Genomic DNA, 17,879 nt, shown 5'->3' on the forward strand with positions numbered 1-17,879 from the left:
TACCCGAGCGACCTAAGGCCCGATCCAAGCCAGGGACGAAACGACATGACTGCCACTTCCGAGAAGGACCAGGTCCGGATCTTCGACACCACATTGCGCGACGGCGAACAATCGCCCGGCGCCTCCATGACGTTGGAAGAAAAGCTGCAGATCGCGGAAATTCTCGACGACATGGGTGTCGACATCATCGAAGCCGGTTTCCCGATTGCCTCGAACGGCGATTTTGAAGCCGTCAGCGAAATTGCCAAGCGCTCGAAAAACTCCGTCATTGCCGGTCTGGCCCGCGCCATCCACGCTGATATCGACCGCTGCGGCGAAGCCGTGAAACACGCCGGCAAGGGCCGCATCCACACCTTCGTTTCCACTTCGCCGATCCATCTGAAATTCCAGATGAACAAGACCGAAGAACAGGTGCTGGAAATCATCACCGACACGGTGACACGGTCGCGCAACCTGATCGACGATGTCGAATGGTCCGCAATGGATGCAACGCGCACGCCGATCGAATACCTGTGCCGCTGCGTGGAAGCCGCAATCAAGTGCGGTGCCACCACCATCAACCTGCCGGATACGGTCGGCTACGCCACCCCGGACGAATACAAGTCCATGTTCGAGCAGATCCGTGAGCGCGTACCGAATGCCGACCAGGCAATCTTCTCGGTCCACTGCCACAACGACCTGGGCCTGGCTGTTGCCAACTCGCTGGCCGGTGTCGCCGGTGGTGCCCGCCAGATCGAATGCACCATCAACGGCCTGGGCGAACGCGCCGGCAATGCTGCCCTGGAAGAGATCGTCATGGCGATCCGCACCCGCAGCGACGTCCTGCCCTACATGACCCAGATCGACCCGAAATTCATGGTTCGCGCTTCCAAGATGGTGGCGGGCGCATCCGGGTTCGCGGTTCAGTACAACAAGGCCATCGTCGGCAAGAACGCCTTTGCCCACGAGAGCGGCATCCACCAGGACGGCATGCTGAAAAACGCCGAAACCTATGAAATCATGCGCCCGGAAGACGTTGGCGTGAAAGCCACCTCGCTGGTCATGGGCAAGCATTCCGGCCGCCACGCCTTCCGCGACAAATTGAAAGAACTGGGCTTCGAACTGGGCGACAATGCCCTGCAGGATGCCTTCCGCCGTTTCAAGGACCTCGCCGACCGCAAGAAACACGTCTACGACGAGGACATCGAAGCCCTGGTCGAGGACGAAATCAGCATCCTGGGCGAAAGCACCAAGGTGATTGCGCTGACGGTAATTGCCGGTACGGGTGGCCCGCAGAAGGCGATCCTGACCATGGACGTCAACGGCCAGCACGTCACCAAGGAAGCCACGGGCGACGGTCCTGTCGACGCCACGTTCAACGCCATCAAGGCAATCGTGCCGCATGAAGCCAAGCTGTCCCTGTACCAGGTGCATGCGGTGACCGAAGGCACCGACGCACAGGCCGAAGTGTCCGTGCGCCTGGAGGCCGGCGGCCGCATTGCCACGGGCAAGGGAGCGGATACCGACACACTGGTCGCTTCCGCCCGTGCCTATGTTTCGGCCATGAACAAACTGGCCCTGCGCCAGCAGACCGGCAACCCGGGCGCGCTTGCTGCCGTCTAACGCCGGAACCACCAAAAGCTCCGGATCAAGGTGACTGTATTATCGCCCGATTTCGGACCTGACACGAAAAGCCTCCTGCACCACCGATTTTCCGGTAAGGTTCAGGAGGCTTTGTTTTGTCGGGGAGGACAAACGGGTGGAAAGCCTTGGCACAGACGGAGAGATGAAGCGCGTGGTGATCGCCGGATGCCCGGGGGCCGGCAAATCCCGTGCGGCCCGAACCTTGAGCGATCTGACCGGCCTGCCCGTCATTCATCTGGACAGTCATTACTGGCAACCGGGTTGGCAGCGCCCTTCCCCCGAAGTCTGGCGCGCCACCATGAAAGAGCTGATCGCTCGCCCGCGCTGGATCATGGACGGCAACTACGGCAGCACCCTGGACCTTCGCCTGAAAGCAGCTGATACGCTCATCTATCTCGATTTTAAGACGTTTCTCTGTGCGACGAGAGTGCTTAAGCGCTCCGTTCTCGGCCGCGGTGGCACCCGCAGCGGCGAATTGCCGGATGGCTGCCTGGAGCGCTTCGACTGGCCGTTTTTCAAGTTCGTTCTGAACTACAGGCGGACGCGGCGGGAACGTGATCTGGAAAGCATCAGGGTGTTCTCCGGAGTGAGCCATGTCTTCATCCGTCCACGCCAGTTGAAGCGTTTTCTCGGCTCACTCGAGAGCGGACCGGTTTCCTGAATTCTCCCGTTACCTGCCGGCAAAAAGCCCCTGGATCCGCCAAAAGGGCCGCAGAAGCGGCCCCTTTTCAGTCCGTGTTGTGACGTCAACCCTGCGAAATCCGTTCGGAAAGCTGGCTGTTGGTCATGGCTTCGCCGTCCAGGTTCCAGGTCCCGTCCACAGTGTGCACCACGTTTGAATAGATGCGGTCGCGTGGCAAACGCCCTTCCGCCGCCGCGGCGATGATGTCTGTTGCTTCCTTGAAGAACCCGACCTGAACGTCCCGCGCAGCCAGGGCAAAACTTGGCGTCTTGCATTCCAGCCACGCCCCTTCCACCGGCTCTCCGCCGGACAGCGCCCCGTTCTTCGGCAGTGCCTGTATCTGCATGGTCACGTTGGGGGTCATGACCTTGTTGCCGCCAAGCCCGTGCCATTTCAGGAAGGCTTCGGTGATTTTCCTGCCTGCTTTCAAACCGGCATCTTCGCTCATCACGCCCTGGGTGTAATTGAGTGCAAGTGGCATTTCCGTTCCTCTCGATTAAATATAACGTTCGTTATATTTTGTGACGCACTCTATTTATGTAACGATCGTTATGAAGTCAACATAATATATAACGATCGTTCTTTAATTGAGAGAACCGCATGGCAAAACAACAACTTCGCAAGGCAGAAACCCAAAAAGCCTTGCTCAGCGCATCAAGCAGGGCCTTCCGGAGCGAAGGATATTCCGGGGTTGGTGTCGACGCGATCGCAAAGGCGGCGGGTGCTACTTCGGGTGCATTCTACGCGCACCTGGGATCAAAGGACGGGGCCTTTCACGCCGCGCTGGAACAGGGACTGGACGAAGTAATCACCACCATTCCTGACTACCGGGAACGTTTCGGCGACAAATGGGTCGAGGCATTTGCACAGTATTATCTCGGCACGGCGCATCGGCAGGACCGCGCCTGCGGCTGTGCGATGACCGCTCTATCGCCCGATGTCGCACGGGCCAAGCCTGAGACCCGCAAACTCTATGATGACAAGATGCAGGAAATAGCGTCACTCGTTGCCGAGGGGCTCAAGGAAGGCACCCCGTCTGAACGGCGGAACCGCGCCTGGGTTTTTCTCAGTCTCCTGATTGGAGGACTGACCACGGCACGGGCCATGTCGGATGAGGCCCTTGCCGAAGCCGTGACAGCGGCCGCCCTGCCCGCCGCCTTGCAGGCTGCCGGCGTTTGATGGCGACCAATCGCTCAGGCGATCAACCGCCCGTGCCAGGCTCCAGAGACTGAAGATATTGCCGGCGCGTGATCCGGTAGAACCGGCAATGCAATCCGTGCTTTCGTATTTCCCGCCAGAAACGCAGTCCTGCCTTCTGCATCACCCGCTGCGAAGCCTTATGTTCCGCAACTGCATAGGCAAGCATGTGATCGTTCTGTGTCGTGTCGAAGAACCAACCGACAAGAGCCCGCGCGATCTCGCTCGCATAGCCCTGCCCCCAGGCTGACCGTTTCAGGCTGTAGCCAAGTTCATAACCTTCCGGGTTCCTTTCGAACGAGAACCCCGCCCGGCCGATAAAGGCTCCCTCAACCGTCTCCAGTTTCCATTTGGACATCCCGGTGCCCCGGTGATCGCCGACGTAATTCGCCAGCCGCCGGCGCACTTCCTCCGGATCCATGATCGCCGGTCCCGGAGACAGATAGCGATTGACCTCCGGGTCTGAATGAAGGTCCTGCAACAATGGGAAGTCATCTTCGGAAAAAGGCAACAGGCGCAGCCTGCCTGTAGTCAGAATGGGTGTGTTCAAATGGGTCACTCTCAAAAAAAGGGACCGTGGCAGACACGGTCCCGACGCATTTCCCGAGGTCCCGTAAGCCCCGAAAATGCCTAAGCACTCATGAGATAGGATTGCATGGACGGGCTCAGGAGCTGAAACACGTCCGCCTGCATGCCTTCGATCACTTTGCTCTCGCGGTGATAGAAACCGTTGCCCTTGACCACTTCTCGCATGGTCCGGTTGTCGGTGCGCACCACAGCGACCAGATGGGAAAAATAGGTGTTTTCGAAGAACCAGTCTGACAAGGCGGCGCAAAGGCGTTTGGGCAGATCCGGGTCCTGATCCAGCACGTCGAGACGCAGGCAATAGTTCAGACTGATCTCGGAAGTTTCGCTGACAGGCGTAAACCCGGCCCAGCCGAGAAATGCCCCGTCGGAAGACACCGCCTTCCACTTGGCAAACCCGAGGTCGTCCTGGTTCTGCTGAGCAGACCGCACCAGTTCTTCCGCATCAACGACGGTGCAATTGGTGGAATATTCTGTACATCGGTTGCCGTAAGGATCGGAGTGAAGATCTTTGACGAGATGAATATCGGTTGGCTTGAAAGGGACGAGCCGCACTGAACCGCATTCGAGTATGATCGTCTGCACCGTGACCTCCCAGTCTAGGATTTCTTCAGGCCTTACAAGCGGCGGCGAATCCCGCCACCGAACGCATGTTAGCCATGTAACCCTGAATTGTGCCATTGCCATGGCAGACAAAAGTATAAGATCAATTTTGACAAAAATATATTCGCAATACCAAAGAGTTACGCTCACACCACTGCTGCACCGCACACATCAGAAGTTGACGCTGAGCCGTCAAACCGTTCGGAGAATGGCCTCCATCTCAATTAGGTTTGAAGGATCAACCCGTTGCCAATCCGACATCTGGTTGCGAAACCAGGTTTCCTGACGCTTTGCGTATTGACGCGTTGCAACAGTCAGCCTGTGGATGGTTTCTGCATAATCGGCTTTTCCGGCAAGATAGGCGCCAAGTTCCGGCACGCCGATTGCCCTCATCGCTGGCAACTTATCCGATAGGCCTTGTTCAAGCAGGGCCCGCACTTCATTGAAGCCTTCTTCGCAGACCATCAACCTGGCCCGTTGCTCGATACGTTCATGCAGCCAGGGCCGCGGCGGTGCCAGAACGATCCGGTGACACGCCTGCGGCTTGAGAAGAGGCGAAGATTGGGCGTGCTGTTGCCACGCCTTCAGAGGACGGCCGGTAGCCAGCAGAACCTCCAGTGCACGGGCAAGACGTTGCGGATCAACCAGCGCCTCGGCAGACTCAGGATCCCCCTCGGCAATCAGGTGCTGCCTCAAACCTTCCACACCTTGCGTGTCGGCGATGGATCTCGCCTTGGCGCGGATCTCTTCCGGAATGCCAGGCATTTCCGCAAAGCCTTCCGTCAGCCCCTTGAAGTAGAGGCCGGTGCCACCGACGAGGATAGGCATCTGGCCGTTTCCCCAGGCATCTTGCAGGTCCCGTTCCGCCAGGCGCAGCCAGTCGCCGGTCGAAAAGGCAGTCGATGCAGGCAACACGCCGTATAGCCTGTGAGGTGCTTCAGCCTCCTCCGCCACGCTGGGGCGTGCGCTCACCAGTCGCAAGTCTTCGTAAAGCTGCATGGAATCTGCATTCACGATGACACCATTCAGCCTTTTGGCCAGCGTCAACGCCAAAGCGGACTTGCCGCTGGCTGTCGGCCCGGCTATCAGAATGGCGCGCCTGGCAGTTGCGGGCGTGCCGTCATCGTCGTCCAGGGAACCGTCCATGTCTTTTGTTGCCACTTTGGTGTCCACTCCTGCTGCGCCTGCAGTCGACGAGGATCTGGTTCGGCAGGCATCCGACGCACTCGGCGTTACCGGAACCTCGACACGTCTTTCTGCAGGTGTCGCAGCGGATATCCGCTTTGAGGGTCTGGATGCAAGTGCCGCGGACGGTATCTTGCGCGAAGTGATTGGCCGTGCCCCCGTCGACGTCTTTGTGCAGAAGGAAGCCGGCCGCCGCAAGCACCTGCTGATCGCCGACATGGATTCCACCATGATCCGCCAGGAATGCATCGACGAACTGGCGGCTGAACTTGGCCTCAAGGATCGCATATCGGAAATTACCGAGCGGGCGATGCGCGGCGAGATCGATTTTGAACCGGCCCTGCGCGAACGTGTTGGCCTTCTCGCCGGATTGCCGGTGTCTGCCATTGAAACGGTGCTCAGCAAGCGGATCCAGCTGATGCCGGGCGGCCGTACGCTGGTACAGACGATGAAAGCGAACGGCGCTTACTGCGCCCTTGTTTCCGGTGGCTTCACCCATTTCACATCTGCAGTCGCGACGCTGATCGGTTTTGACGAGAACCAGGCCAACACCCTGCTGGAAGTGGACGGAAAACTGTCAGGCAAGGTCGGAGAACCGATTCTCGGACGCGAAGCCAAGCGCACCCGCCTGGAATATCTCGTCGCGGAGCGCGGCCTGGAATTCGCAGATACGCTTGCGGTCGGAGATGGCGCAAACGACCTTGCCATGATCGAACGTGCCGGAGCCGGTGTCGCTTACAGGGCCAAACCGGCAGTCGCCGCCGCCGCCGACTTCCGCATCGACCACGGCGACCTCACAGCCCTGCTCTACCTGCAAGGCTACGCGGAGAGCGATTTCGTTCTGAGTTAAGGCGCGGGTCTGCGGCAATCCTGATTTGAGCGGTTTCGAATCCTCGCCTCGCGCGGGCGGTCCTTCTTGTCTTTCAAGGAATGAACCTTTCGACGGAGTATGCAGCCCATCCTTCGAGACAGGCCTCCGGCCTTCCTCAGGATGAGGGAGAGTGTGTGGGGATACCGAATACAAAACTCTTCGAAATGGTTAGGCCACACACTGTCAATTCGCCCCACGGCACATCCAACTCGCCAAGGCCACCAGCATCCTCCAAGCCCCCAACTCCGCCCCACTACCAACCTCATCCTGAGGAAGCGTGGGGGCCTGTCTCGAAGGATGGGCCCCCTGCTCCAAAGCATCCCCCCTTCCCGTTCCAGACAGACCTTCAGCCGTCTTCAGGAAGAGCGTGCAGGAGATTGAAAGCAGAAAAAAGGGCGCCTCACGGCGCCCTTCTGCATTCAGCTTCCGAAGTCCGGAAGGACTACTCGTCTTCGATCCGCACCGGAACGAAGCGGACATCACCCGTCGGATTGGCCAGCAGAAGCAGGGCCGAGCGGCGGTTGTCCTTTTTCAGCTTGTCGATCTCGGCCATGACGTCTTCCGGCGTCTCGACCGTTTCCTGAGCGACTTCCTTGATGACATCGCCAGCCATCACGCGCTTTTCCTCGGCAGAGGTGCCTGGCTTCACTTCCGTGACCACAACACCGCTGACGTCTTCATCGATGGAAAACTGCTTGCGCAAGGCGTCGTCCAGAACGGCAAGCGACATTCCGAGCACTTCGCTCTTTTCGACCGGCTTTTCCGCAGGCTCTTCTTCCTCGGTTGCGCTGGCTTCGGTCACCTCGGTTTCAACAAGCTGCTCGAGGATCACGCTGATGGCGACTTCCTCGCCCTTGCGCAGAACCGTAACTTCAACTTCCTTGCCGATTTCGGTTTCCGCCACCATGCGCGGAAGTTCGCGCATCGTGTCGACATCCTTGCCGTCGAACTTGATGATCACGTCACCCGGTTCGATTTTCGCCTTGGCCGCCGGACCATCGTCGGTCACACCGGCAACCAGCGCGCCCATGGCCTTGTCCATTGCCAGGCTGTCGGCAATCTCGTCCGTGACTTCCTGAATGCGAACACCCAGCCAGCCGCGGCGGGTTTCGCCGAACTTGCGCAGCTGATCGATCACGTTCATGGCGGTGTTGGCCGGGATCGCAAAGCCGATGCCGATGGAGCCGCCGGACGGCGAGATGATGGCCGTGTTGATGCCGATCACGTTGCCTTCCATGTCGAACAGCGGTCCGCCCGAGTTCCCCCGGTTGATGGAGGCATCCGTCTGGATGAAGTTGTCGTAGGGACCGGAGTTGATGTCGCGGTTTCGTGCGGACACGATACCGACGGTCACGGTGCCGCCCAGACCAAACGGGTTGCCGATCGCCATCACCCAGTCGCCGACGCGAATGGCGTCGCTATCGCCGAAACTGACGGCCTTCAGAGGCGTGGTCGGCTCCACCTGCAGCACTGCGAGATCGGTTTTCTCGTCGGTGCCGAGGAGCGTCGCCTTCAGCTTGGTGCCGTCGTTGAAGTTGGCGGTGATTTCGTCCGCGCCTTCGATAACGTGATTGTTGGTGATAATGATGCCGGCTTCCCCGTCAATAACGAAGCCCGAACCCAGCGACTGAACCCGCCGCGGCTGGTCGTCGTCCCGGTTCTGCCGGTTGAAGAATTCTTCAAAAAACTCCTGGAAGGGCGAACCTTCCGGAACCTGCGGCATCGGCACCGAACGGCGGCCCTGCACGGTTTGAGCGGTGGAAATATTCACCACTGCATCCGCGAGACCTTCCGCCAGATCCGCGACGGACACAGGTCCTTGTGCGTATGCTGCCTGGATAGGCTGAAAAGCTGCCATTCCACCGATTACGATGCCCGCCGCGACTGCGGCGATCCTGGTCATCCGACGGCGAATACTTAGTGGAGCCATAGGGCTTTCTCCTCATCCCAGCCGGTTGGACTGCAGTCAGAATGCTGACAGTCGATGGGTTTGTTCCGGTCCTTGGTTCAGAATATAGAACGGGCGGGAAGATTTTGCGCCTCCCGCCCGAAAACTTTTCGTTATCCGCGAATGATCCACACAAGAAATACGCCGATAACCGCCACGATCAGGCCAGTTGCCCGCAAGGTCTGGTCCGGTGTCTCCAGCGCGCTGCGCATGATGGACTTCATGCCACCGGGCACAAGCGCGTAGAGAACACCTTCAAGCACCAGGACCAGGCCGAGCGCCGTTACCAGTTCGCTCATTGTGCAGCGAGCGACGGATTCCGGTCGGATACGCCCTGGCTACCGTTTCCATCGGCACCCGGAGCCGGCAAGATACCGGTCGGGTCCTTGAAGAAGCGGAAGAAGCTTGAATCAGGCGACAGCACCAGGCTGGTATCGCCGGACCGCAATCCTGCCTCATAGGCCTGCATGGACCGGTAGAAGGCGAAGAATTCCGGATCGGCACCGAATGCCTCGGCAAAGATCCTGTTTCTTTCAGCGTCACCGGTACCACGCATGATTTCCGAGTCACGGCGTGCTTCAGCAACAAGAACGGTCGCGTCGCGATCCGCACGGGACCGGATCCTGCGGGCTGCTTCTTCACCCTGTGCACGGATTTCCGTGGCTTCCTGCTGACGCTCGGTCTGCATACGGGCGTAGATTGCCTGCGAGTTGGCGTCCGGCAGATCCGCACGGCGGATCTTCACGTCGATCACCTCGATGCCGAGCTGTTCGGCATTGGCATCGATATCGCGGCGAATGTTTTCCATCACGCCGGTACGGTCGTCGCGAACAAGTGCCACGAAGCTGGTGCGGCCAACTTCCGAACGCAGCGAGGACTGCAGGAACGTCGACAGGCGCCGGTTGGCGGTCTGGATGTTCTGGACACGCTGATAGAACAGCACCGGATTGGAGATCTGGTACCGCGCGAAAGCATCGACGATCAGACGCTTCTTGTCCGAGGTGATCGGCTCAAGCGGCGGCATGTTCAGGTTCAGGATGCGCTTGTCGAAGTAGACAACGTTCTGAACGAACGGGATCTTGAAATAGAGACCCGGCTCCTTCTTCGGCTGTTCGACGATCTTACCGAACTGCAGGACAAGCGCCTGCTGGGTCGGATTGACGATGAAGACCGAAAGGTAAGCGACGACCGCTGCGATCAGCAGGACGATTGCAAGAATACCACTACGCATGATCAGTTGCCTCCCGCGCGCTGTGCAGGGGCGGTCTGACGCCCGTTCAGGTCATTCAGCGGCAGGTACGGCAACACGCCGGAGCCTGTCGAGTCGCTGTCGATGATGATCTTGTTGTTCGAGCCCAAAACTTTTTCCAGGGTTTCGAGATACAGACGCTCACGGGTCACGTCCGGTGCTTTCCTGTATTCTTCGTAGATCTTGGTGAAACGCTGGGACTGACCGGTTGCCTCGGCAATGGTCTGGTCCTTGTAGGCGTTTGCCGCTTCCAGAACGCGTGCAGCTTCACCGCGCGCTTCCGGAACCACCCGGTTGGCGTAGGCCTTGGCCTCGTTGCTGATGCGCTCTTCGTCGGCGCGTGCGGCCTGCACGTCGCGGAAGGCGTCGATAACCTGCGCAGGCGGGTCAACGCGCTGCATCTGGACTTCGCCGATCTCGATACCCGACTGATAGCTGTCGAGTGTCTTCTGCATCAGGCTGGCAACGTCGTTCTGGATGGAAACACGATTTTCCGTCAGGATGGAGTCGATCTTCGATCCGCCGACAACCTCACGCATCGCGCTTTCGGCCACGGCTTTCACGGTCGCTTCCGGATCCTGGATATTGAACAGGAAGTCGGCAATACCCTCGTTGGTATTCCGGATACGCCACAGGACCTTGAAACCGACGTCGACGATGTTTTCGTCGCCGGTCAGCATCAGGCTTTCTTCCTGAACGTCGCGTGCGCGCACAACGCCGGAGCTGCTAACGTTTTCTTCGGTGCCAACAGTGGTTTCGCGCTGCAGTTCGACTTTCGGAGTGTAAACTTCACCGATCGGATAAGGCCAGTTGTAGTTCAGGCCAGGAGGGGTCTGATCCTCGACCTTGCCGAGTACCAATTCGACACCGACCTCGCCTTCATCGACAACATAGAAGCCGAAGGCCAGCCAGACGATAAGCGCCACGCCGACCACGATCCCGCCGCCGATGAAACCCAGGCCGCCACCGCCACCGCCCGGAAGGACGTTGCGCATGCGGTCTTGGGTACGTTTCAGGAGCTCTTCAAGATCGGGTGGGTTTCCGCCTCCACGGTTGGAGCCTCCACCCCACGGGCCGTTGCCGTTACCGCCGCCGCCACCGCCGCTGCCCCAAGGGCCGCCGTTGTTTCCGCCACCTTTCCAGGGGCCACCGCCACCTGACTGATTGCTCCAAGGCATCAAAACTTCCTTCTTTGTCGTCCGGCACGTTATCCCGGACAGGGATTTTCACCCGTTCTGACTCACCGTTGGTTATAGGGAGGTTACCGTATGCTTTCAACGGAAAGCCCCACGTAAAAACCTCCCAAAACCCGCGTGTTCCCGTGCCGCAGGTGGTGGTAAACGGAGAGACTGTCAAGACCGACGGAACATTTGGCCGCACCCCGCCGGAATTTGCCCCGAAAAGACGGGCTCAGTTCACGTTGGCGGAACGGATCATGTCGACATGCAGAATACCATCCTCGATGTATTCTTCAGACACCGTCGCAAAGCCCAGGGAGCCGTAGAAAGCCTCCAGGTAAGCCTGTGCGGAAACGTGGATCTCACACCCGGGAACCAGGGCCTCCGCCTTGTCGATGCCGGCCTGCATCATGAGACGCCCGAGCCCGCTCCCCCTGCCTGCCTTGGCAATGACCACCCTGCCGATGCGGGCACGGCCCTGCTGAGGCTCTGTGAACAGGCGGATTGCGCCCAGAAGCGCTCCGGCCTCCTCGTCTTTGATGAGGTAATGCAGCGCCGTCTGGTCCTTGCCGTCGATGTCGGCGTAAAAAGACGCCTGCTCCAGAATGAATATATCCTGGCGCAGTTTGAGAACTCCATAGAGGTCGTTGAGGCTTAGCTCATCGAAAGTGGCCCATCTGGCCGTCAGATTGGCGGGTAAACTCATGACAACGGATCCGATAGGTATTCAAGCCTTGCGGCGGTAGGAGACGAAGGTGAAATCTGCGCTGTCGCGTTCGGTGCGCTGGCCCGGCTCCCGACCGACTTCCTGCCACACCGCCGGATCGATGTCCGGAAAGCGGGTGTCTCCCGCCGGCTGCGCGTCCACTTCGGTGATCTCGAGACGGTCGGCTTTGCCGATCGCCTGGGCGTAAAGCTGCCCCCCGCCGATGCACATGACCTGGTCGACGCCAAGATCCGCTGCCAGTTCCACTCCCCGTCGCAGCGCCTCTTCAAGGGACGTCGCAGCTTCCGCACCTTCCGGCGCATATTCCGGATCCCTGGAAACAATCACATGCGGACGTCCCGGCAAGGGCTTGCCGCCGAACGACAGAAACGTCTTGCGCCCCATGATGACCGGCTTTCCAAGCGTCAGCCGCTTGAAATACTTCAGATCCGACGGCAAATGCCAGGGCATGTCGTTATCGGACCCGATAATCCCGTTTCGTGCTACCGCGGCAATCAAGACAAGTTCCGGCAAAGCCATCTCCGAATCCGGTTTTCAATTCCTCAAACGCCTCCTAGCATGGAAACGTGAGCCAGGAAAAATCGCAGACATTTTTCTTGCCAGGCTGTCGGATAAGCGCCCCTTGGCACGTCCTTGAAACTGGACCGCCACGACAAGGAGACTTTCGGAATGTCCGACCTGATGGAAACCGTCTTGATCGAACGCACCCGCGCGTTGATCCCGGATGAAAAAGTCGAGCAAAAGCGCATGTTCGGCTCCACCTGTTTCATGATCGACGGCAACATGCTGGTCTGCGCTTCCAAACGCGGGCTGATGGCACGTGTGGGAACCGAACAGCAGGAAAAGGCGATGACAAGGCCCTTCGCCTCGGTCTGCAAGATGGGGGGCCGGCCCATGCCCGGCTTTATCCGGGTCGAGCCGGAAGGGATCGCAAGCGACGAAGACCTGAAGAGCTGGATCGATATGGCCAGATCCTATGTCGGCGCACTGCCGCCCAAGACTGCCAGGCCCAAGAAGCCGAAAACCGGAAAGACGGCAAAATGAACGGCTCCGGTTTTCAGCCAGAAACCTTCCGTTTTCTGGAAGAGCTTGCCGCCAACAACACCAGGGACTGGTTTGAAGCGCACAAGGCCGATTACCAGCGCTTCGTCAGGGATCCGGCCGACGCGGTTCGCGGCAGGCTTGCCGAAACGCTCTCGCGGCTTTGCGGACACGACCTCACCTCGAAGCAATTTCGCATCAACAGGGACCTACGCTTTACCAGGGACAAGACACCCTACAACACCCACGTCCGCATGGCCTTCTGGCCGCAGGACACCGCTTTCCAGGGCAAGGACGCGCAACCGCCCAGCTTCTTCCTGTCCGTGGAAGCCGATCATGTGCGCACCGGCGCAGGGTGCATGCGTTTTTCAAAACCGGTGCTCGGATCGTTTCTCCAGACACTCGAGACGGACAACGGCGAGGACATCGGAGATCTGATCGCCCATATGACGGCTGCCGGGTTTGAAATGTCCGCCCCAGATCTTGCCAAGGTTCCTCGCGGCTTTCCCGCGGACCACCCGCGCAGTGGTCTCGCACGGCATAAGGGCCTCGCCGTTTGGCGAGACGTCAGCGATATCGGGTCGCTTCAGGGGGCAAACGGCCCCGAAGCGATTGCAAGGGTTATTGAACCTGCACTCCCCTTCTGGCGCTGGCTGATGACACTTCACGCGCACCGGACCTGACACATTGGCTGCGGAGAATACCCAGAACGCAAGACGAAATCACTTGATCCAAAGCGCTTTGGAAACTATGACCTTCGCATTCGCGTTTCCACTCCAGATGAGTTCCCATGGCACTTCCCAAAGACCTTGCGCTCCGATTTCCCGGCGATTTTCTGTTCGGTGTTGCAACCGCGGCCTATCAGATCGAGGGCGCAACCAGCGAAGATGGCCGCAAACCCAGCATCTGGGATGCCTTTTCGAAGATGCCCGGCCGTGTTTACCAGAGGCATTCCGGAGATATGGCCTGCGACCACTATCATCTTTGGGAAAGCGATCTGGATCTGATCAAGTCACTCGGCGTCGACGCCTACCGATTTTCCATCGCCTGGCCGCGCATTCTTCCCGATGGCCGAGGCCCAGTGAACGAGAAGGGTCTCGACTTCTACGACCGGCTGATCGATGGCATGGTTGCCCGTGGTCTGAAGGTCTATCCGACGCTGTACCACTGGGATCTTCCGCTGACCCTGGCGGGCGACGGCGGCTGGACCGCCCGCAGCACGGCAGAAGCGTTTGCGGACTATGCGGAGATTGTCGTCAAACGGCTCGGCGACCGGATGGACGTACTTGCGACCATCAACGAGCCCTGGTGCATCTGTCATCTCAGCCATCTCTACGGCATCCACGCTCCCGGTGAAAAAAGCATCGAAGCCTTCGCAGCCAGTGTGCACACGCTGAACCTGGCACATGGCCTGGGCGTTCAGGCTGCCCGGTCCGTAAAGCCGAACCTGCCGATGGGCATCGTCATCAACGCCCATTCCGTCTATCCGGTCAGCGACACGCCACTGGACAGGCAAGCGGCAGACCGGGCCTTCCAGTTCAACAACGGCATTTTCTTCGAACCGATGTTCGAGGGCAGTTATCCGGCGGATGTGCTCAGCGCCTTCGGCGACCACATGGACATTCGCGACGGTGACCTTGAAACCATTCACCAGCCTCTCGACTGGTGGGGGCTGAACTACTACACGCCGCTACGCGTGAAAGCAGACACCAATGCCAGCGCGGTCTATCCGATGGCCGAGACGGTTCCCCCAACTCCGGGGCCGGAGCTGACCGATATCCGCTGGGAGGTCTATGAAAAGGGCCTGTCGGATCTCCTGAAGGATCTCGACACCCGTTACCCGCTTCCGGACTGCTACATCACTGAAAACGGTGCCTGTTACAACGACGAACCGCAGGACGGTGTCGTCAACGACCAGCGCCGGATCGACTATCTGGAAAAACATTTCGGTGCCATTGCCGATGCACGCGAGGCAGGTGTTCCGGTGAAGGGCTATTTCCTCTGGAGCCTGATGGACAATTTCGAGTGGGCCGAAGGCTACAAGATGCGCTTCGGTATCGTTCACGTGGATTATGGCACCCAGGTCCGTACGCTGAAGAACAGTGCCCTGTGGTACCGGGACTTCCTGGAAGCGCATCGGCAGGGGTGAAAGCGCTTCGAGCTTTCACCCTGCATTGCGGATCAGTGGAACCAGCACGCACGCTTAACTTAACCTAGCCTCCTCTCCCCTCCTCCTGAGGAGCGAGCCTGCTCGCGTCTCGAAGGATGGGCGGCATATTCAGCGTGTGGGGCCCATCCTTCGAGACAGCGCTGCGCGCTTCCTCAGGATGAGGATGTATTGGTGTCAGGATCAGGCGTTCAAAGGCAAGGCTACGCTTCCCGTAAATTCGCCAGAATGATCTCGCTCCAGACCCGGGTCGGAGGGATCCAGGCGGACCAGTCGTTGTAATTGCCGGAATAGATGACGGCGGCAACATCGGCCTTGGGGCACAGCCAGAGCCGCTGGCCACCATTACCGAAGCCGGCAAACCAGGGTGTCGGGCCGCCAAGAGCCGGAACAGGAACCTGGCCGCAAAACCAGAAATAGCCGTATCCCGGTCCTTCGCTGGTTTCGATGATTGGCTGCAGTGAAGCCCGGATCCAGGCTTCGGGAACGATCTCCCGGCCCTGCCAGATACCGTTGTCAAGAACGAGACGTCCGATCTTGAGCAGATCCGGCGCAGCCAACCTCAGCCCGGACGCCGGCGAATAGGCCCCATCCCGGCCGATAGACCAATCGAACTGATTTATGCCAAGTGGCGAAAACAGGCGTTCCCTTGCATAATCGGCCAGCTTCTGCCCCGTTCCCCGTTGCAGGATCTCGCCCACCAGCGCGGTGGCTCCGCCGCTGTAGATCCATCGGGTGCCGGGATCTCCCACCAGCGGCCGCTCCAGAATGTAACGGTACCTGTCCGGGGCCATTTCCATGGCGATTTCGCTGTTTTCCGGATCGGTATAGGGACGGGTCTCGTCCCACTCCATGCCGAGCGACATGGTCAAGGCGTGCTCCACGGTCCGCTCCATGCGTTTCGGATCAACAGCAAGGTCGGCATATTCGGGAAAAAGCTCCAGAACCGGCGTATCGAGCGTCGGCACCTCGCCCCGCTCCAGTGCAATGCCATAGAGCAAGCTGACGATGGATTTGGTGATAGAACGCAGGTCGTGCAGGGTCTCGGGGCCGAAGGTTACCTCACCGATCGGACGGCCCCAGTTTTCGTCCTCTCCCTTGCCATAACTTTCCAGAACCGTCTCACCGCCGCGTTCTGCAATCACGACATGAAGATGCGGCAACAGACCTGCCTCGGCACCGGCGCAGAGCTTGCGGCCAAGGGACGTATCGAACCCGCGACGCTCGGCAGCCGCCGCGTGGGGTGAGAGCGAAAGACCGTCGGTTGACTTCATGGAGAGCTCCCTTGCGTGAAACCTGAAGGAAGTGTCGGCAGTTTCATCGCCAAATGCGAGCGTTATTTGAAAGGTTTATTGCCGTGCGAGGAGCTTGACCTTCCACCAACTGGAACCACCATAGTGAAGGGGAGAAGCAACTTGCGTCAGGAAGGTGGGAGAGTGGATCGGCGTTCGTTCTTGAAAGCATCGGTGGCAGGAGGTCTTGCTGCCTTGTCACCAGCCTTTGCTCTGGCAAAAACGGAAGAAGGTTTCTTCGACCTTGCGGCGGTCAAGGGACAGGCCCGACTTTATGGCAAGGACGGCGGCCTCTCGGATCTCTGGCTCTACAACGACCGGCTGCCCGGTCCGCAGATACGGGTCAAGCGCGGCGAACGCGTCAGAGTGCGCTTCACCAACAACCTCGACGAACCCACCTCGGTCCATTGGCACGGCATCCGCATCGACAATGCCATGGATGGTGTTGCCGGCCTCACCCAGCCCCCCGTCGCCCCCGGTGAAAGCTTCGACTACGACTTTGTCGTGCCGGACGCAGGCACCTTCTGGTACCACGCCCACAACATGAGCTGGAACCAGGTGCCGCGCGGCCTCGCGGGCGCACTGATTGTCGAGGACGACGAACAGTCCTTCGACCCCGATTGCGACATTACGCTGATCCTCAACGATTGGCGTCTTGACGAAAACGGTATCCTGGAAACCGCAAGCTTCGGCGCCATGCACGACTTTGCCCATGCCGGACGTCTGGGCAACTGGCTCACCATCAACGGTGCTTCGATGCCGGACATTGCGTTGAAGAAGGACCGCTGGCACCGGCTGCGCCTTATCAACGCCTCCACGGCGCGTATCCTTGACCTGGCTCCGGCGCGGTTTGGTGCGAAGATAATCGGGCTCGATGGGCAGGCCTTTGACACCGCGCGGGAGGTCGAGGGCACTGTGCAACTGGCGCCGGCACAGCGCATGGATCTGGTGCTGCGACCTCAGGAAACCGGCAAGTTGCCGTTCGAGATGATGACCGGCAAGCCATTCACCTTCGCCAACTTCGTCGTCTCGGAAACCGAAAGCGAAGATCTGCCACTGATGTTGCCGCCGCCGAACCGGTTGCCGGAACCCGATCTGAGCTCTCCCTGGGAACTGCCATTAGTGATGGCGGGTGGAGCCATGGGCGGCATGCAGTCAATGATGAGACACGGCGTCGAGATGGACATGCGCCAGATGATGTCCGAGGGACTCTTCTGGGCTTTCAACGGTGTGGCCGGTATGGAAGATGATCCGATGTTTTCCGCCAAGCGCGGCGACACGATCGTTCTGGAAAGCCGGAACGACACGGCTTTCCCGCATGCGATCCACCTGCATGGCCATCATTTCCGCGTCATCGAGCGCGATGGCACGAAACTGGAGAACCCCGACTGGCGCGACACCTTCACAAGCCAGCCGCGCGAGACGGTCAAGATCGCCTTTGTTGCGGACAATCCCGGGAAATGGCTGATCCATTGCCACATGCTCGGTCATGCGGCATCGGGCATGATGACCTGGTTCGAAGTGAGCTGAA

Annotated in this window: 19 protein-coding genes; 8 read left to right on the top strand and 11 right to left on the bottom strand. The window is 59.4% G+C overall.

The features are described 5' to 3' along the window. The first annotated feature begins 45 nt into the window (after positions 1-45). Both Q666_RS51290 and Q666_RS51295 read left to right on the top strand, forming a co-directional pair. On the top strand, positions 46-1,602 hold the full coding sequence (locus Q666_RS51290) for a 2-isopropylmalate synthase (protein WP_023000539.1): 1,557 nt from the start codon (positions 46-48) through the stop codon (positions 1,600-1,602). A 136-nt stretch (positions 1,603-1,738) separates the two neighbouring features. Beyond that, complete coding sequence (locus tag Q666_RS51295; protein ID WP_023000538.1) at positions 1,739-2,284, top strand: hypothetical protein; 546 nt, start codon at positions 1,739-1,741, stop codon at positions 2,282-2,284. 85 nt (positions 2,285-2,369) lie between these two features. On the opposite strand, the gene Q666_RS51300 is transcribed toward Q666_RS51295, so the two are convergent. Next, on the bottom strand, positions 2,370-2,786 hold the full coding sequence (locus Q666_RS51300; RefSeq protein ID WP_023000537.1) for a hypothetical protein: 417 nt from the start codon (positions 2,784-2,786) through the stop codon (positions 2,370-2,372). Positions 2,787-2,905: 119 nt separating this feature from the next. Between Q666_RS51300 and Q666_RS51305 the strand changes: the two genes are divergently transcribed. Continuing rightward, positions 2,906-3,484 carry a TetR/AcrR family transcriptional regulator gene (locus tag Q666_RS51305; protein ID WP_023000536.1) on the top strand — a complete coding sequence of 193 codons (579 nt, stop codon included), beginning with the start codon at positions 2,906-2,908 and terminating at the stop codon, positions 3,482-3,484. 22 nt (positions 3,485-3,506) lie between these two features. Here the strand turns inward: Q666_RS51305 and Q666_RS51310 are convergent, their stop codons facing one another. From Q666_RS51310 to miaA, 3 genes are all read right to left on the bottom strand, one after another. Continuing rightward, entirely contained in the window at positions 3,507-4,052 is a 546-nt protein-coding gene (locus tag Q666_RS51310) for a GNAT family N-acetyltransferase (protein WP_023000535.1), read from the bottom strand. 80 nt (positions 4,053-4,132) lie between these two features. Further along, complete coding sequence (locus tag Q666_RS51315; RefSeq protein ID WP_023000534.1) at positions 4,133-4,672, bottom strand: GNAT family N-acetyltransferase; 540 nt, start codon at positions 4,670-4,672, stop codon at positions 4,133-4,135. A 210-nt stretch (positions 4,673-4,882) separates the two neighbouring features. Then, positions 4,883-5,836: a tRNA (adenosine(37)-N6)-dimethylallyltransferase MiaA gene (miaA, locus tag Q666_RS51320; protein WP_023000533.1), complete on the bottom strand. Its 954-nt coding sequence runs from the start codon at positions 5,834-5,836 to the stop codon at positions 4,883-4,885. Between miaA and serB the strand changes: the two genes are divergently transcribed. Further along, the gene (gene serB, locus Q666_RS51325) at positions 5,835-6,725 is read left to right on the top strand and encodes a phosphoserine phosphatase SerB (RefSeq protein ID WP_023000532.1); all 891 of its coding nucleotides are present in this window, start codon (positions 5,835-5,837) and stop codon (positions 6,723-6,725) included. The genes miaA and serB overlap by 2 nt on opposite strands. Positions 6,726-7,188: 463 nt before the next feature. Here serB and Q666_RS51330 read toward each other — a convergent pair whose 3' ends face one another. The 6 genes from Q666_RS51330 to Q666_RS51355 all read right to left on the bottom strand — a co-directional run bounded on the left by Q666_RS51330 (position 7,189) and on the right by Q666_RS51355 (position 12,367). Continuing rightward, complete coding sequence (locus Q666_RS51330) at positions 7,189-8,676, bottom strand: DegQ family serine endoprotease (RefSeq protein ID WP_031269138.1); 1,488 nt, start codon at positions 8,674-8,676, stop codon at positions 7,189-7,191. 131 nt (positions 8,677-8,807) lie between these two features. Continuing rightward, positions 8,808-8,993, bottom strand: coding sequence for a DUF2065 domain-containing protein (locus Q666_RS51335; protein WP_023000530.1), 186 nt, complete (start codon positions 8,991-8,993; stop codon positions 8,808-8,810). Then, a complete protein-coding gene (locus Q666_RS51340) occupies positions 8,990-9,925 on the bottom strand; it encodes a protease modulator HflC (RefSeq protein ID WP_023000529.1) in 936 nt (311 codons plus the stop codon). Before Q666_RS51340 ends, Q666_RS51335 begins: the two co-directional genes overlap by 4 nt. Positions 9,926-9,927: 2 nt before the next feature. Continuing rightward, on the bottom strand, positions 9,928-11,121 hold the full coding sequence (gene hflK / locus Q666_RS51345; protein WP_023000528.1) for an FtsH protease activity modulator HflK: 1,194 nt from the start codon (positions 11,119-11,121) through the stop codon (positions 9,928-9,930). Between the two features lie 232 nt (positions 11,122-11,353). After that, entirely contained in the window at positions 11,354-11,827 is a 474-nt protein-coding gene (locus tag Q666_RS51350) for a GNAT family N-acetyltransferase (protein WP_023000527.1), read from the bottom strand. Positions 11,828-11,848: 21 nt separating this feature from the next. Then, a complete protein-coding gene (locus tag Q666_RS51355; protein WP_023000526.1) occupies positions 11,849-12,367 on the bottom strand; it encodes a dihydrofolate reductase in 519 nt (172 codons plus the stop codon). Between the two features lie 150 nt (positions 12,368-12,517). Here Q666_RS51355 and Q666_RS51360 point away from each other — a divergent pair, with 150 nt between their 5' ends. From Q666_RS51360 to Q666_RS51370, 3 genes are all read left to right on the top strand, one after another. Continuing rightward, positions 12,518-12,892: a TfoX/Sxy family protein gene (locus Q666_RS51360; RefSeq protein WP_023014550.1), complete on the top strand. Its 375-nt coding sequence runs from the start codon at positions 12,518-12,520 to the stop codon at positions 12,890-12,892. Then, positions 12,889-13,572, top strand: coding sequence for a DUF2461 domain-containing protein (locus Q666_RS64960; RefSeq protein ID WP_023000524.1), 684 nt, complete (start codon positions 12,889-12,891; stop codon positions 13,570-13,572). The genes Q666_RS51360 and Q666_RS64960 overlap by 4 nt, the downstream gene beginning before the upstream one ends. A 107-nt stretch (positions 13,573-13,679) precedes the next feature. After that, a complete protein-coding gene (locus Q666_RS51370; RefSeq protein WP_023000523.1) occupies positions 13,680-15,038 on the top strand; it encodes a GH1 family beta-glucosidase in 1,359 nt (452 codons plus the stop codon). 221 nt (positions 15,039-15,259) lie between these two features. On the opposite strand, the gene Q666_RS51375 is transcribed toward Q666_RS51370, so the two are convergent. Beyond that, on the bottom strand, positions 15,260-16,330 hold the full coding sequence (locus Q666_RS51375; RefSeq protein WP_023000522.1) for a serine hydrolase: 1,071 nt from the start codon (positions 16,328-16,330) through the stop codon (positions 15,260-15,262). A 162-nt stretch (positions 16,331-16,492) separates the two neighbouring features. Here Q666_RS51375 and Q666_RS51380 point away from each other — a divergent pair, with 162 nt between their 5' ends. Then, positions 16,493-17,878 (top strand): multicopper oxidase family protein, encoded by a 1,386-nt coding sequence (locus Q666_RS51380; protein ID WP_023000521.1) that lies wholly within the window; start codon positions 16,493-16,495, stop codon positions 17,876-17,878. The last annotated feature ends 1 nt before the right edge of the window (position 17,879 follow it).

This window comes from Labrenzia sp. C1B70, from assembly GCF_000475395.1.
GTDB lineage: Bacteria > Pseudomonadota > Alphaproteobacteria > Rhizobiales > Stappiaceae > Roseibium > Roseibium algicola.

Bases quoted from the DNA above. Each gene is read 5' to 3' on its own strand.
- Q666_RS51290 (WP_023000539.1), top strand. From the start codon at position 46: ATGACTGCCACTTCCGAGAAGGACCAGGTCCGGATCTTCGACACCACA.
- Q666_RS51300 (WP_023000537.1), bottom strand. From the start codon at position 2,786: ATGCCACTTGCACTCAATTACACCCAGGGCGTGATGAGCGAAGATGCC.
- Q666_RS51305 (WP_023000536.1), top strand. From the start codon at position 2,906: ATGGCAAAACAACAACTTCGCAAGGCAGAAACCCAAAAAGCCTTGCTC.
- serB (WP_023000532.1), top strand. From the start codon at position 5,835: ATGTCTTTTGTTGCCACTTTGGTGTCCACTCCTGCTGCGCCTGCAGTC.
- miaA (WP_023000533.1), bottom strand. From the start codon at position 5,836: ATGGACGGTTCCCTGGACGACGATGACGGCACGCCCGCAACTGCCAGG.
- Q666_RS51330 (WP_031269138.1), bottom strand. From the start codon at position 8,676: ATGGCTCCACTAAGTATTCGCCGTCGGATGACCAGGATCGCCGCAGTC.
- Q666_RS51335 (WP_023000530.1), bottom strand. From the start codon at position 8,993: ATGAGCGAACTGGTAACGGCGCTCGGCCTGGTCCTGGTGCTTGAAGGT.
- Q666_RS51340 (WP_023000529.1), bottom strand. From the start codon at position 9,925: ATGCGTAGTGGTATTCTTGCAATCGTCCTGCTGATCGCAGCGGTCGTC.
- hflK (WP_023000528.1), bottom strand. From the start codon at position 11,121: ATGCCTTGGAGCAATCAGTCAGGTGGCGGTGGCCCCTGGAAAGGTGGC.
- Q666_RS51350 (WP_023000527.1), bottom strand. From the start codon at position 11,827: ATGAGTTTACCCGCCAATCTGACGGCCAGATGGGCCACTTTCGATGAG.
- Q666_RS51355 (WP_023000526.1), bottom strand. From the start codon at position 12,367: ATGGCTTTGCCGGAACTTGTCTTGATTGCCGCGGTAGCACGAAACGGG.
- Q666_RS51360 (WP_023014550.1), top strand. From the start codon at position 12,518: ATGTCCGACCTGATGGAAACCGTCTTGATCGAACGCACCCGCGCGTTG.
- Q666_RS64960 (WP_023000524.1), top strand. From the start codon at position 12,889: ATGAACGGCTCCGGTTTTCAGCCAGAAACCTTCCGTTTTCTGGAAGAG.
- Q666_RS51370 (WP_023000523.1), top strand. From the start codon at position 13,680: ATGGCACTTCCCAAAGACCTTGCGCTCCGATTTCCCGGCGATTTTCTG.
- Q666_RS51375 (WP_023000522.1), bottom strand. From the start codon at position 16,330: ATGAAGTCAACCGACGGTCTTTCGCTCTCACCCCACGCGGCGGCTGCC.